Annotated in this window: 13 protein-coding genes; 6 read left to right on the top strand and 7 right to left on the bottom strand. The window is 57.8% G+C overall.

The window, feature by feature from the left end; translation table 11 throughout:
• Positions 1 to 93 precede the first annotated feature (93 nt).
• Positions 94 to 954 (top strand): DUF4118 domain-containing protein, encoded by an 861-nt coding sequence (locus CT676_RS24565; protein WP_244623267.1) that lies wholly within the window; start codon positions 94 to 96, stop codon positions 952 to 954.
• Positions 955 to 1,056: 102 nt separating this feature from the next.
• Positions 1,057 to 2,022: a magnesium/cobalt transporter CorA gene (corA, locus tag CT676_RS24560; protein ID WP_085404139.1), complete on the top strand. Its 966-nt coding sequence runs from the start codon at positions 1,057 to 1,059 to the stop codon at positions 2,020 to 2,022.
• Between the two features lie 2,158 nt (positions 2,023 to 4,180).
• Here corA and CT676_RS24550 read toward each other — a convergent pair.
• Together CT676_RS24550 and CT676_RS45345 are read right to left on the bottom strand one after the other, a co-directional pair.
• A complete protein-coding gene (locus CT676_RS24550) occupies positions 4,181 to 4,429 on the bottom strand; it encodes a hypothetical protein (RefSeq protein ID WP_049826481.1) in 249 nt (82 codons plus the stop codon).
• A 115-nt stretch (positions 4,430 to 4,544) separates the two neighbouring features.
• Positions 4,545 to 4,808, bottom strand: a complete 264-nt coding sequence (locus CT676_RS45345; protein WP_135215570.1) for a hypothetical protein — start codon at positions 4,806 to 4,808, stop codon at positions 4,545 to 4,547.
• Between the two features lie 399 nt (positions 4,809 to 5,207).
• On the opposite strand from CT676_RS45345, the gene CT676_RS24540 reads away from it, so the two are divergent.
• From CT676_RS24540 to CT676_RS24525, 3 genes are all read left to right on the top strand, one after another.
• Positions 5,208 to 6,788, top strand: coding sequence for a winged helix-turn-helix domain-containing protein (locus CT676_RS24540; RefSeq protein ID WP_167768147.1), 1,581 nt, complete (start codon positions 5,208 to 5,210; stop codon positions 6,786 to 6,788).
• A 103-nt stretch (positions 6,789 to 6,891) separates the two neighbouring features.
• Positions 6,892 to 7,158, top strand: coding sequence for a hypothetical protein (locus CT676_RS44275; RefSeq protein ID WP_155256154.1), 267 nt, complete (start codon positions 6,892 to 6,894; stop codon positions 7,156 to 7,158).
• A 591-nt stretch (positions 7,159 to 7,749) separates the two neighbouring features.
• Complete coding sequence (locus CT676_RS24525) at positions 7,750 to 7,995, top strand: PilZ domain-containing protein (protein ID WP_041955408.1); 246 nt, start codon at positions 7,750 to 7,752, stop codon at positions 7,993 to 7,995.
• Positions 7,996 to 8,255: 260 nt separating this feature from the next.
• Here CT676_RS24525 and CT676_RS24520 read toward each other — a convergent pair whose 3' ends face one another.
• From CT676_RS24520 to CT676_RS24490, 5 genes are all read right to left on the bottom strand, one after another.
• A complete protein-coding gene (locus tag CT676_RS24520) occupies positions 8,256 to 8,435 on the bottom strand; it encodes a hypothetical protein (protein WP_135215567.1) in 180 nt (59 codons plus the stop codon).
• Between the two features lie 803 nt (positions 8,436 to 9,238).
• Positions 9,239 to 9,502: a hypothetical protein gene (locus CT676_RS24515; RefSeq protein ID WP_028159901.1), complete on the bottom strand. Its 264-nt coding sequence runs from the start codon at positions 9,500 to 9,502 to the stop codon at positions 9,239 to 9,241.
• Positions 9,503 to 9,929: 427 nt separating this feature from the next.
• Entirely contained in the window at positions 9,930 to 10,508 is a 579-nt protein-coding gene (locus CT676_RS44270) for a hypothetical protein (RefSeq protein ID WP_028159900.1), read from the bottom strand.
• A 175-nt stretch (positions 10,509 to 10,683) separates the two neighbouring features.
• A complete protein-coding gene (locus CT676_RS46285; RefSeq protein ID WP_167768146.1) occupies positions 10,684 to 11,127 on the bottom strand; it encodes a hypothetical protein in 444 nt (147 codons plus the stop codon).
• A 977-nt stretch (positions 11,128 to 12,104) separates the two neighbouring features.
• A complete protein-coding gene (locus CT676_RS24490; protein ID WP_135215563.1) occupies positions 12,105 to 12,284 on the bottom strand; it encodes a hypothetical protein in 180 nt (59 codons plus the stop codon).
• Between the two features lie 783 nt (positions 12,285 to 13,067).
• Here CT676_RS24490 and CT676_RS44260 point away from each other — a divergent pair.
• Positions 13,068 to 13,241, top strand: coding sequence for a hypothetical protein (locus CT676_RS44260; protein WP_167768145.1), 174 nt, complete (start codon positions 13,068 to 13,070; stop codon positions 13,239 to 13,241).
• Positions 13,242 to 13,875: the final 634 nt, after the last annotated feature.

Here is a 13,875-nt window from a genome sequence, read left to right as displayed (position 1 = left end):
TGTATGCTCGGTTAGCTATCAGCGCCGCAAGCACACGCTGACGGGCTTGCTTTTCGGCCGACGTGTGTCGCCTGCCAGGCGGGAGTTCAAGTGGTGACGGATGTTGAATCGAAGCTGCCGCAGGACATCGCGCCGGCGCCTGATGCCGAGCCCCTTCTGGGTCCGGTAGCATCGGAACTGGCGCGCTACGTTGCTTCAATCGCCATGACCGCCGCCGCGACGGTCGTCGCTGTCGGTATTGACAGCAGCGTCACTATCCCCAACCTGTCGCTTATTTTCGTGCTTCCAGTGATCATCGCAGGGGTGAGTCTCGGCCTCGGTCCGTCACTCTGTTCGGCGATATCAGGTGCTCTGGCATTCAATTTCTTCCTGACCGAGCCACGCTACTCATTGGCGGTCGATGACCCCGCGAACATCTGGGCGATTGGACTGCTGTTCGTGGTCGGGGTCATCGTGAGTGCAGTTGCCTTCACCTCCCGGCAGAGGGCGACCGAAGCGAGGCTGTCAAGAAGGCGCGCGACCTTGCTGCAAGGCTATTGCCGTGATGTCGTCGCGGCCGACAATACGAAGGCGATCGTCTCGGTTACGTCCCGGGCACTGGCAACGCTCTTCCAGGTTCCCGTCATCGTGATGCTCGTTACGGAGGGCAGGGTGGTTTCCCTCGAGCAAGTCGGAGACGTGGAGCCGCAGGAGGCCGAGTTGGAGGCGGCACGATCGTCCCTGGCGACTGGAACTGTCATACGCAGTGGCATCTATCCCAATCTGGCCTCCCGCTTTGATTTCTGGCCCGTGGAGACCGACGAAGGCCGGAATGCCGTGGTTGGACTCGCATTCGACCCTGATGAACGCCCTTCCTCACCGGATGCGCAGATCGACGTCGTCGTGCGCATCCTAGCCTTGGTGCTTGACCGTCAACATGCGCGGGTCAAACGCGATGCCCGACCGTCAGATTGAATCCGAACCATCCCGCGCTCCAAGCCTGCAACAAAATGAAGGCAGGCGATTTAAGGTAACGGGGTGGTGCACACCGCTCGACAGGTTTGGAGGAAGCTCGTTGTGAGCGTCGTAGCAGCCCATTTGTATCGTCATGGCAAGAAGGCAAAAGCCGTTTCATTGGACGAGCCTATCGATTGCAAGGGCAAATCCGAGTTTGTCTGGATCGGGTTATTCGAGCCTCCGGAACGAGAGCTTGAACAGCTCGAGAAGAACTATGGGCTTCATCCTCTTGCGATTGAAGATGCGCTGAAAGCGAACCAATTGCCGAAGGTCGACGTTTATGGCGACCAGCTGTTCGTGATGACGCGCACCGCCCATCTCGAGCACGACCGCATCGCCTATGGTGAAACCGCAATTTTCGTCGGGAAGAATTTCATCATCACGGTTCGCCATGGCTCGGCGCGCGCGCATAGCAATCTCCGCGCCCAGCTCGAAGCAGCCCCCAGCCTGCTGGGCTATGGCCCCGACTACGTTCTCCATGCCATCCTCGACTTTATCGTCGACGGCTATCTTCCGGTGGTCGAGACGATCGAGGAACGCGTTCTCACCATGGAGCAAAGCGCTCTCGACAGCTTTCTTAGCCGCGCGGACGTCAAGCGGCTCTTCGGGCTTCGCCAAGAACTGATCCGCTTCCAGCGAATTATCGGCCCGATGACGGAGGTCTGCGGCCGGCTCGTTCACCTCGAGACGCCGTGTCTTGACGCCAACGCTCGGCCTTATTTTCAAGACGTCCTGGACCATGTGCGGCGCGTCGAAGCGATGGTGAACTCCCTGCGAGATGTTCTGACTTCGGTTTTTGAGGTGAGCAATCTGTTGGAGCAGCAGCGTCAGGGCGTGATCACGCGGCAGTTGGCCGCCTGGGCCGCCATACTGGCCGTACCGACCGCGATTGCCGGAATTTACGGCATGAACTTTGAAAACATGCCCGAGCTGAAGACGCAATACGGCTACTTTGTCGTCGTTGGCATTATCGTCGTATTGTGCGGTGTGCTTTACCTGCGTTTCAAGCGCGCTCGATGGCTCTGACGCTAGTGGCTCGTCGCATTTGCCGAGTTGGGCCATTTCATAGATCGCACCGCGGCAAAGCTCAGTTGTGGAAATTCGGAGAGCTCGCGACTCGTAGACATCTGCCACCAACACAAGATCGCCGTGAGCGCTGCGTACCACCTCTTCCCACTTGTGATCTCCCGCAAAACGTGCCGGCCAAATGTCGACCCGGTTTGCGCGAATTCGCCTTCAATGTGACCCGCGTAAAGGGCGAGCGCTGCGCGAGTGACGTGTACATGGGGTTTTCGTGTGCGTGGTGAGAATCCGAAGGCCAGATTTTCGCTTCCAATTCGGACATGGATGAGCCTAGAAGGAGCAATCTGCGAAAGCCTCGTCGTGCCAAATTTCTCAGTCGATCCAGTCACATACGGGGTCGATCCTAGATAAAATAGTTCAATAAAATGAATGACTTGCGTTGGAAATTTTCCGTGGCACCCATGATGGATTGGAGCGAGAGTTCAGGTTTTTCAATTGGTTAGATGGCGGCGTGTGCGCGACGTGTGCACCGGGAGATCAAAAAAAATCGCGCGACCGCCAGCGTGAGCAAGGGTTCTCTGAAGCGGCAGGTCGGTAGCGGAAAAGTGTCTGTCTTCGTTGCTCATCGCGTAGCTGCGCCTGCGACCTATCCAATATGGACGCGTCGCACCGAGATAGGCGAACTGCCTCTAGTCAGCGGTCGCAGGTTCGAGCCCTGGTGCGTCCACCAATCAATGGCCAGCGGCGACAACCATTTGAGCAACTGATTTTTTCAAGGGTCCGTTTTGATTCAACGAACGAGCGTGGGCGAGGTATGCAAGGGCCCACCTACGCAGAAGAGTCGGCTAGGTTCAGATTCGTTCCGTGTTCGCGCACTCGAGGTGCTACCGATTGGAGTGATCACTATCGCCGATTTCCGGGGCGACGTTCCAAACCTTGGATGCGCAATATCCGCAAGCCTATGACTAGCAAAGGTTGCATCTGAAGGAGAATTCAGCTAGGAAATCACGTCGAGTTTCTGCGTGAAGGGCGATGTCAGCTGCCGACGTGAGCGGACAGTCACTAGATCCTATTTCTATCTTGGTCGATGCTGCGCATCTGTCAGGAGTCGCTTTCGCGAGCACGTCGGTTGTCCACCGAGACCGGTGAGACGATTTCACTTGCGCTCACTCGACTTGGACTCGTCCATCGCGCACAACACCGCAAACATGTCAAATCCCATCGTACAAAATATTCCACGTTGCCGAAATTCAGAAAATGGCGTATGTGTCGCCCATCCAGGTTCATCCTTGAGGGATGATCATGTGGTCGTCAGTGTCGCGAGCCGGGCTTGCGGTGGACGCGGCAGCGTCGGGTGCGAATGGCAGAGGGCGGGCCGGATTGCTCTGCGTGAGCCCGAGGCTTCGTGCGGACGAACGGCGCTGACAGGCCCGTCTCGCCAGTAGTTTTCGGGCTCCGTCGACAGGGCTGGAAAATCTGCAGCGAACATGGCGAGCCGCGCGTACGGCAAAACCGTGTGGTCCTTGCTGCAAGCAGTATTTTGGGTCTGTTGAAGTCGGCGGAAGTGCCTGAAAAACGTAGGATATTCCGACTGCTTCCGGGTCGCAGTGAGGTCCGCCCTAACGTGCCGGGCCCTAATAGGCCCTAGTTTCGCGGTCCGGCTGCTTTTGGTCGCCGATGCGCTGGCGTGCGCCGCGCGCGGCGGCGCCGGGCGCACGACCTACCTGCAGCATGCGCGAAGGGCGGCTCGGTTGCCGTAGTTGGACCAATTACTTTTTTTGCTCGGTGCTGGTGGTGCCGTCGCGGGTGTCTCGGCGCTCTTCGTGTCCTGTGCGCCGCTCTTGGCGTCGCTCTGTGAGTCCGGTGCGGCGTTCCTGGCGCCGTTCTGTTCGCCCGCTTCGCCGTTCCTGCCGGCGCTCTGTCCCCGACTTCGGTGTGTCTGTGGGCGGCGTCGTGGGCGTGGCGGGCGTAGTGGTGGTTTGGGCATCAGCCTGCGAGACCGTCAAAACTGCAGACGGAGCGGCAAGTCCTAGTGCAGCGGCGCATCCGAGGAAAGCGAGTGCGCTGCGACGACTGAACAGTTTCGCCTCTGAACGCTTCTCATTTTCAGGCTCCCGATTTGCTGCCCTGTCAGAGCATGTCACTAACGTCGAGAACCGAGCTATTGATCTGGATCAACTTGGCCGTGCAGTTCAAGCCTAGTTGGAATTTCCACCGACGGAATTGCCCTTCTCGGCAGGTGAGGGATGATGGTTCCGGCAGTGACGATCAATCCACTGGTGAATTTGGTTTGCGCAAATTCCTTAGCTTCTGCCTCTGTTGCGAACGTTTTGGTTAAGCGCGGATGTCGCCGCCTCAACAGCGTGCCATCTGTCGGAACTTCAAAAGTGACATACCACGTGTGCTTCATTCCGCGATGCCGCAGCGCAGTCTCGGTCGCCTGTCCTCCGCACCGGGACAATAAATGCCGCCACCGGGACGAAGCGGGGACGGCTCCTTTCTCGCACGTCGCCAGCGAGAAGGCTTTACCGCCCCGCCCCAATGCGATTGACGCCGCCATTTGCGTTGCCACCAACGTTATGACGGACCGCAGCACGCGCCACCGGACGGGGCCTCAGCACGACGCCCGCCCGAGCAACGCAACCGGCAGGATAGCCAACATACGTGCAGTAAATTACCGCGTTGGCTGGGGTTGGATTGAGAGTGAGACCTGCGAGCCCCAACAAGGCGCTAGCAGCAATCCCGGTAACAGTCGCTGACTTGATCGAAAGACGCTGCTTCGGATGCATGGCAGACCTCCCTCTTTGCGCTTGCGTCACTGAAAGTGACGGGAGCCCCTCAGGTGCGGCTGAACATGGCTTGAGCGCTAAGGGATCGCTGACATTGACTAAATCAACGTAGGGAGAGCGCGGGCGGGGACCGTCTGACGATGGCGACCCCTCCGCACCGGCTCAACGGTCGCCAAGGTACTGTGGAGGCCGCGACCCTCCGGGGGGACCGCGCGACCACGCCCATCGCGGAAATCTGGTGTGAGAAAATCCGTGGTTGCAGTTGCAGGGGGCACAACACGGCACCAAGCGAGCCTGCCGGACGTGACAACGCGCGCTAAACGTGTAGCTTATCTTTTGCTCCTCTCTGGCTTACTCTTGGTCTCCAGATTTCACGGCAGGCCCCCGAGGATTTGTGAGTTGCGCTACCTCTTTGATGATTATGCGTTGGACGTTGATCGGCGGGAACTGCATCGCGGTCAGGTCATGGTTCCTGTCACGCCACAGGTGTTCGACCTGATCGAATACCTGATCCGCAACAGGGAGCGCGTCGTTACCAAGGAAGAACTCATCAGCGCCATCTGGAAAGGACGCATCGTATCCGATGCCGCACTTACGACCCGCCTAAATGCTGCTCGAAACGCAATCGGCGACACGGGTGAGAGACAGCGCCTAATCAGAACACTGTCGCGCAAGGGCTTCCGCTTCGTTGGTGCAGTGCGCGACGCCCAGAGGCCTGCGGTTGTCCCGGTTGGCTCGGCAGCGCATAGCAGCGACAGGCTGCCAAGCCAGCCCTCGACGCCCCGACTGTCCATCGTGGTGCTACCCTTCGCCAATCTCAGCGGTGATCCGGAGCAAGACTACTTTGTAGATGGCGTGACCGAGAGCCTGACTACGGACTTGTCACGAATAAGAGGTTCGTTGGTAATCGGACGACACACCGCATTCACCTACAAGGGCAAGGCAGTCGATCTGAAGCAGGTAGGTCGCGAGCTAAACGTGCGCTATGTTCTGGAAGGCTCTGTACAGCGGTCTGACAACCAGCTTCGCGTTAACGTGCAGCTTGTCGATGCCGAAACCGCGAGCCACCTATGGGCCGAGCGGTTCGACAAACCCATCGCCGACTTGTTCGAGATGCAAGACGAAATCATAGCGCGGCTCGCCAACGCGCTCGATGCCGAACTCATTGCCGCCGAGGCCCGCCGAGCGGAGCGTTCGTTGCATCCAGATGCGAGGGACTTAGTTTTCCAGGGCCTTGCCTCCTTATACAAGGGGTGGACGCCCAAGAATTTGACCCAAGCGCGCGGCTTTTTTGAGCGAGCAATAGCTCTCGACCCCGAGAGCATTTCGGCAATGCTCGGCGTCGCCGGTGTCCACGTCGCAATGTCAGCAATTTTCGTGAACGATGACCGCGATGCGCAACTCGCAGCAGCCGAAGTGTTATCTGAGAGGGCGCTGTCCCTTGCGCCGGACCACGCCTTGGCCCACCTGACGTTGGGCGGCGTCTATTTGATGACGAACCGTGCCGCACACGGCATTTCTGAATGCGAGCGTGCGTTAGCAATTGATCGCAACTTGGCTTTCGCGCACGGCGGAATTGGTTTGGGAAAGCTCTATCTGGGACGCGCCGCTGAGACGGAAGGACATGAACTCAGGGCCCTCCGTCTCTCCCCTCGCGATCTTAGCGCGTATCAATGGATGTTTTTTATAGGTGTAGCCAAAGTGCATCTCGGTTCTGATGCTGAGGCCGTCGATTGGCTGCGACAGAGCATAGAGGCCAACCGCAGTTTTCCACCTGACCATTTCAACCTCGCCGCAGTCTTGGCCCTGCTAGGCGCAGCCGATGAAGCGCGGGTTTCTGCAAGAACTGGACTTGCACTCATTCCAAGTTTCACTCTTCGTCGGTTCCGCCTCGAAGCACCTAGCGATAATCCGATTTTCCTTACTGCGCGCGAGCGCATCCACGAAGGCCTGCGCATGGCGGGGGTGCCAGAGGGGTGATGTCGCCTAGTAGGGTCACCCGCGACCGGGCTGGCCAAGGTTTGCTATGGCCGCCGAAACGGGACGTGAGCTATCCTGCCGCGACGCAACAGGAATGACGCTGATGTCCGAAACCGTCGCGCCCGTCGCCAAGCCTGTCGCCCGACCGCGATCCGACAAACCCGCGACCGTCAGCGCGTCTGCCTTGGCGCTCCACCTCGATTGCAGCCGGACGTACATCGACAAGCTCCAAGCCGAAGGCGTGATCCAACGGCAAGGCGGCGGCTTCCGGCTCGGTCAAAGCCGCGTTGCCTACCTGCGGTACTTGCGGCGTGAGCGACAGCAATCGCCGCGCGCACTGAAGCCGATGCTGCGCACGTCGCGGCAATGACAGCGTGTTTTCGAGAACGCTGCAATCTCCTCATGCTGTTGCCGAAAAGCAGCTGTTTCATTGTTTCTTCGTGGAACTGTTCCATTTTGCGTTTTCGCCGCAGCAAACAGTTTTAGATTTGCGGTCTCCGGGCTGGGGCGTGTTTTACGATAGTGAATTTTCGAACCCGGAGGCTTTTCGAAATGATTTTGGAATTCCTCGCAATTTTTTCTCTCGTTCAGTTCGCCAACATGATTTCGCGACTGATCGGTCGGCGGCATGACGTGCTCTTCTACGTTTCAAGATCAGGTCCTCACCGGTAAGAGTGGCTAAGGCGGCATTGCTGGCGCCGTTTTGACGGCATCCAATCGTTTGATCTCGCGCTGACTACCTACGCCGTCGCGCCACCCGTCGTCTCGGCTGGATTGGTTTGCCGGGCGCGAAACATGCACAAGATCGCGCGGGGACCACGCGCGCACACGTTTGGAAAGATTTCAACCTCGTACAATTTTAAAAAGTTATGGTCTCTTACTTTTAAATCCAAATCGTCGCGATAGTCTGCGCCGATTATCGCGTTAGTTTTTTGATCCAATGACTTTTGGAGTTGGTCCGATGATTGAGCGGCGAGCATTGGCGCGCATTGAAATCAACCAACCCGCGATGATTCACTTTGACGAAATTGACGGCGTTCATGGCTGCGTGGTGAAGGACGTGAACGATCAGGGGGCGAAGTTTCACTGCCCGTTCTACGTGTTTTCTCGCGATTTCGATCTGTCGCTGGATGGCTTCAAGACGACGAGGCGTTGCCATGTAGTGTGGCGGCACGGGACTACGTGCGGCGTCAGATTTGTCTTTTGATACCGCACTCCAATTGCTTGCAGGTAAATCACGCACCGCGCCAGACGTGGAGCACCCCCTCACGGAAGCCGCCAACGAAGTGGTCCGATACATCGGGCGGCATGATGCGGCAAACGTCGTCGAATGATCCGCTGACTACGGTGGCAATCTCATGCGCGGTCGCAACCTTGGCCCAACGCCGGCCTGCGTCCAATCCGCGCTGACGTTCCCGATCCACGCCCATACCGCCCCCGGCCAAACGAAATCTGCGGCGCCTGGGCTCAGGCCCGACCGCTATGTGTGTGCACGATTATCGTGAGCTTTTCTCCCATCGCCTTCGCCAGCACGGCGCCTGTGGTGCGATTAAGTTCCTTGGCGATCAGCGAGAGCGGCATGGTGCCCGCCAGCAATTTGAGCTTTTCGACCTCTTGCTCGGTCCAACTTACTTTCCAGCGCCCCATGGGTCTCGAGTTATCCTTCAAAAAGCGGCCAATTCGCTCGCACATACTATGGTCGAAATCTCGCTTCGCAACACCGGTTCCCGTGTATCCATCAGCGGCAATGGCCTTTCCGTTGTTGATAAGCCGAATGGCACAAATTGCACTTGCTGACGACGGCTACTTATCTCAGCGCTTCAACGGCCCCGCCCTTGACGGATGTCCTCCTCCAAAGATCTCTCCGGCGCCTTCCAGCCCCCAGCCCCGGCGGGCCAACTTTTGCCCGGAGTTCCTACGCTCAAAAGTGGACCATCATCAGCTATGGTTCGCGACATAGTTTCCTTCGGGACGGCAATGTTGGGCGATGGCGCAGGAACCTCCAGACGACATAGGACTGACCAAATCGCAGCGAAGCGCACTGGAAGCCGCCGCGCGAGGCGAAGTCACGCATGACCCCCACGTGTTCTCGTTCGGCTTCGTGAATCGGGAGGGCCGCAGTACACGGTCGGTGTGGTGGCTTTGGCGCCGGGTTGATCGAGTACGGACGGAAAATCAGTGACCGCAGGGTATGGAGCCAACAGCCCATGGATGGGCGGCGCTTGGACATGCGATTTGTTCACCGCCGAAGAGCTGAACCACGCGCGCTACAACGAAATGCCCATCAGAAAATGGCCGTCGGTGGATGCATAACCAACCACTGACGGCCCTCGCTCGTCGCCGTGCGAGCACGGCTGGCACACCAGCGCATCAGCGCTTCTGATCGAGGCTCGAACATAATCGCGCGGCGTTGTTTTCATGGTTGTCCGCCGGGGCCGATGCGATCTGCCTTATCCTGCTTGGTTGCCCGCGATCCGCTGACGCAGATCTAGCCAGCGGTCGATAACGACGCCGAAATCGTCGCGATAGCGCCATGTGAGTCGGCATTTTGCCACCGTCAGAAAGTCGTCGAACGTGATGTAGAAATCGATCGGTAGCAGGCCGAGCCGGTCTGAGTGGACGACGGCGCCGGTTCGGCTGACATCGTAAGCAATGATCCGCAAATCCTGGCTGCCATCAAAAAAGAGCAGCCCTTCGGTAGGATGCTTGTTCATGTGCAGTCCTCGGTACGTTGGCCGCGCTGGCTTTAGGTACGTAACGGAAGCGCATGGTTTAATGAAAGCAACCATACGCCCTTCAACTGGACTGAAAATCTGGAACCTGATTTAGAGTTAAGTGGCGAATTTTATTAAACTGTTGCCTGTCCTACCGTGGGATGGAGCCAAGGCGCTGCAACCACCGCTGCCGGATGACGCACTCAGTATCGTCATGCGCGGGGCCGACAAAGAGGATTGCGCGGCGCGAGCGCAACTCAACAACCCTTTCCTTGACGGCCTCGAAGGAATGAAGAATTTTGATTCAGCGGCGTCCCTCCGGCTTCAACGAACCGTGTCTACCGTCGAAGGTGGCCGAGCCGCCGTCTGGCCCGGACTGGGTCCACGAAATCAAGCACGAGGGCTACCGGCTGATGCGCCGGGATGCTCATCGGGTTTTTACCGCCGCGCAGAACTGTTCCGTGACCGCCGTTGTTTCCTCGGTGACGTTCCAGCCGTTCGCCTCGGCGTTTTTCCTGGCCAACTTTTGCTCGTTCTGGAGCATCTGTTTGATTTGCGCGTACGGCTTCCAGTCGGCCTTGGATAGCTTGACGGGGGGTGCACCGCAGACGTTGTGGGCAATCGCTTTCTGTACACTTGTGCTAACGTCGCTCATGAGGTCCTCGACGACGGCAGTGAAGCGCGCCTTGGCGTATTGGCTGTTGGCCGTGATAAAGTCCTTGCAGAAGGTGACCCGTTGACCTCCATCGCGGGCCTTGATGTAGGCCGTCTGCGCTTCGTAATGGAGGCGGTAGGCGAGTTTGTCGGCGTTCGGGTCGGATTTCACCGCTTCGAGCATGGCGCGGTGGTCACTCGAAGTGGCCTCACTGATCCTGATGTCACATGCTTTGGCGAGGGAGAAGACCGGGGCGTAGGCCCGCACCTCGGCTTCCAGGGCATCGTTGGCGCGCGCAACTGGTGCGCACAGGCTGGCGGCGATTGCGAAAGCAGCGAGACAGTGTTTCATTGATGCCATGCTCCAGATCACCAAACAGTAAGCGGCGGCCTCGGCGCACCTCGGTCTTCATAGTTCTGACCAAATGGCGAACCCGATGTACGCGAGTACGGCCATGCTGAGAACGATGACCGCAATCGCGGTCAGTTCGATGGTGAAAAGTCGTCTTGATGCCATGCACCACTTTTTACGGCAGTCGAGCGGCGGCGTTGATCTTGATCAAGCCGCCTTCTCGGTTGCTGGAGCGGTTCCCAGGGTGGAGGAGCGGGAACCTGTGGATGCACGCGCCGTGGGACGAGGCCAAGGCATTGCAGCGGCCATTACCGGATGACGCGCTGCGGATCGTTAGCTTGTCAGAAGGCTCGGTACCCGTGAGGGCTGGTGCCATAGGCACATCGACGCCATCCAGGTTGCGATTGACCAGTATGCGGAGGCGGCTTTCGGCAACCGCGAGTTCTTCCTGAACAAACCGCACAGCATCGGCCCGAGCATCCCAAGCCAGACCGACATCCCATAGGCTGTTCTCTTTATCGCATCCCGTCGTGCGCTCTTCGAGAAGCGCTTCAAAAATATCCGGGAAGGCGTTTGCGGTTGTGGGAGACGTTGGAGTGCATTCACGGATGGAACACATCTCAGGCTTCCGTAGTTGGAGATTCGTTGAAGAAGGAAGGTAGACTGCCCGTCGTTGGCCCCCCGACGGCGGGTTATTTTTGTGAGTTGCGTATGCGGCGTACCCGACCGGCGATGCCGGGCTTCATCAAGCCCGGCGATGCCGGGCTTCATCAAGCCTCAGCTCGCCAGTCTCAGGATGAAAGCCCCGTCGGGCGTCGATTGGAGTCATGAGATCAAGTACGACGGCTACCGCATCCAGCTCCACATCGACGGCGATGAGCGCAAGGCCTTGTCGTGTCTGCACGTCTATTTTCGGCGTAGATACGCCCGATATCGAAGGTGTCATCGTCGAAATCGATTTCGACCCGAAGCTTCTGAATTAAGGTGAGCCACCCATTTGGAGCAAGCGACCTCAGCTTTGGAAGGGTGACGAGCTGAGGCCGCCTGCACTTCGGAACGGAGGCGAATCCAACCGGCGCCAGACGAGGGTAGGCCGCATTTATCCCCATGGAGTGTCCACTTGTGAACGATGCCGCAGCGTTGTTGTTGCACGTGCTTTACACCTTGTGAATTTGGACAGCCCTGGTTGTGCGCGTGTGTCTCACGCCTCATGTTTGCAATTGCCGAATTGCGATGGGCTTCACGCTTGGAGGTTAGCGAGAATGAGCTCGCGACAGCTATCCGTGATAGCTTCACTCAAGCGAATGACGCCGCTTACCGAGTGATGGTGAAGCTAGCAACCGAAGCGACGGTAGAAACTTATGACGGGTTGTATTGGTCGCGTAGTAGGCACGCGAATTGAACATGGTCGCTTGGTCGGAAGCCGCCGCCCATCAAGGATCGGGCTTCACTGAGATGCCTGATGCCATTCGCGCTGGAACAGCTCTTTAGGGAGACGGCCCCAGCCGAGAGGCGCTTTGATGTAATGCCGGGGCCGCTCCGCCAGCTGAGGGACAAGCTCAGCATCATTTAAGAAACCCTGTGCGTCTCGAGTTCCTATAACAAGCAAGTCAATCGGTTTCGTCCCTTCATCAACGCGCCTGATGAGGGAATGGTACGACCGAGGACGCGTCGCTGCGCCTCGGCAACTTTGTCTCTGAGTATTTCCAGTTCCGATAATTGTGAAGCGAGCTCGGCCACGCGACGAGCAAAAACATCCACGCGATCATTGTCCATCGAATATTCCTAAAACGCTCTTGATAAGCGAACTTAACCAAACGGATTTCACGCCATCGCATGTTGAATCAATCAACGGGAGGTACGTGCATCCAACGGGGGAAGTTTCAGGTTTCCTGCAAAAAAAATGTGAGGCTTGGTCTTTCTTAGTTCTCATCAAAATAGATCTCGGCCGGGAGATCGAATGCGGCGTACAGGATGAATGCAGCCGCGCCAAAGAAAAATGAGCTGAACGCTAACCCGAAATAGAACCACATGATTTAGGTCTCAAATCAACAATACAATTTGTAATGTTCTAGGCGCACCGCAGATTAAAATGACGGCGGAAAGCTATGCTGCCATGCTCAACCCACAGTGACAAGAAGCACAGCGGGGAACACGGTCGGCACCGTATTACTGCGGAGATAGGAACGCCCGTGGAGTTTATTGCGATTCAGCGGATTCGCGCTCTTGCGGAAGGTGAGACGTGATCTCCGCCCACATACAGCGTGCAAAGAATGCGTGGGCACTAGTAGTAAGCGTCGAGAGGGAGCTGATCTCGACCCGCTTTGAGTACACCGTCAGAACAACCGAACGCAACCTGCAGAAGCGCTCCGAGCTTCGACCAGATCAGTGAAACCCAAACGGTTTTTCTCATCGCGGCAACGGATGCGGCCGTTGCCCACCCCAGGACGCAGAGAAGGGGGGGTCCTAATTTGGGGTACTGGCCGAATTAGGCCACCGGTAGGAACTAAGGGATTGCCCGCCCTGTTGCATGTTGTTCCTCCCTCTAAGGAACAGCCAATGGCCGATGACAACAACAGAAATCCCAATGAGAAGCAGCCGGGCGAGAATCCGGACGGCAAGTACCATTACAACCCTGGGAACATGGCCGGAAAGAAGCCGGGGGATTCGGAGCAGACTGCCGAAAACCGTGGCGAGCAGCCGCACGAGGACAAAGAAAAACCCGCCGGTTAGGCGCTGGCCACTCGTGGATGCTAAATAGGCTACTCAACGAAAAAGCCCGGCACTAGGCCGGCTTTTGGATCATGCCGCGACGATCCGGAGGGTTTCCGTGGGCAGCGCAGGGCCACAGAGAGGGAAGCGCCCAAGCCAAGCGATGCTCCAAGTCCCGAGCGCCTTCGCTAGCGTCGTGAGTTGCATCCCTACAGGCTTTCTTCGCGGAGTCGCCTGTTTTTCTTCAAGAGAGCAGGTTTGTGAGGTGAACAGACGAGCGTAGGACAGTTGGAACGTCGTTAGATTTTTAGTGTTAATCCAACCTTCCGCGAGTCACGATGCGTGAAGCAGCTAACTTAGGGCCTGGTGTTCAAAGCACTAGGCCCTCCTTCATTAAGCCGAAGCGAGGAATGCCGATCGCTGGCTTCTTGCGCTGAAACGGCATGCTTAGACAAGCCGCAGGGTAAGCTGCCGAATGTCCTGGACGGCGTGGCGGTCGACGAACTCCTGCAGGTGCGAGGGCACATCGGCAAGTTGAAGGTCACAACGGCGCAGGTGACCTTGCCCCCAAGTTTTATCCAGTCCTGAGTTCGCCCCGGCTGTTGGATTTGCCCGGTTGGACGGTGGCAGCGGCGGGAGCCGGCGCGGAGCCCTC

Source organism: Bradyrhizobium sp. MOS001 (assembly GCF_004634465.1).
GTDB classification, from domain to species: domain Bacteria; phylum Pseudomonadota; class Alphaproteobacteria; order Rhizobiales; family Xanthobacteraceae; genus Bradyrhizobium; species Bradyrhizobium barranii.
Note: the sequence above shows the minus strand (reverse complement) of the source record. Positions and strands in the feature narration are given on the sequence as shown.

What these genes read in the sequence shown, in the direction of transcription:
- CT676_RS24550 (WP_049826481.1), bottom strand. Translation starts at nt 4,429, where the DNA reads ATGAAGCACACGTGGTATGTCACTTTTGAAGTTCCGACAGATGGCACG.
- CT676_RS45345 (WP_135215570.1), bottom strand. Translation starts at nt 4,808, where the DNA reads ATGCATCCGAAGCAGCGTCTTTCGATCAAGTCAGCGACTGTTACCGGG.
- CT676_RS44275 (WP_155256154.1), top strand. Translation starts at nt 6,892, where the DNA reads ATGTCCGAAACCGTCGCGCCCGTCGCCAAGCCTGTCGCCCGACCGCGA.
- CT676_RS24525 (WP_041955408.1), top strand. Translation starts at nt 7,750, where the DNA reads ATGATTGAGCGGCGAGCATTGGCGCGCATTGAAATCAACCAACCCGCG.
- CT676_RS24520 (WP_135215567.1), bottom strand. Translation starts at nt 8,435, where the DNA reads ATGGGGCGCTGGAAAGTAAGTTGGACCGAGCAAGAGGTCGAAAAGCTC.
- CT676_RS24515 (WP_028159901.1), bottom strand. Translation starts at nt 9,502, where the DNA reads ATGAACAAGCATCCTACCGAAGGGCTGCTCTTTTTTGATGGCAGCCAG.
- CT676_RS44270 (WP_028159900.1), bottom strand. Translation starts at nt 10,508, where the DNA reads ATGAAACACTGTCTCGCTGCTTTCGCAATCGCCGCCAGCCTGTGCGCA.
- CT676_RS46285 (WP_167768146.1), bottom strand. Translation starts at nt 11,127, where the DNA reads ATGTGTTCCATCCGTGAATGCACTCCAACGTCTCCCACAACCGCAAAC.
- CT676_RS24490 (WP_135215563.1), bottom strand. Translation starts at nt 12,284, where the DNA reads ATGGACAATGATCGCGTGGATGTTTTTGCTCGTCGCGTGGCCGAGCTC.
- CT676_RS44260 (WP_167768145.1), top strand. Translation starts at nt 13,068, where the DNA reads ATGGCCGATGACAACAACAGAAATCCCAATGAGAAGCAGCCGGGCGAG.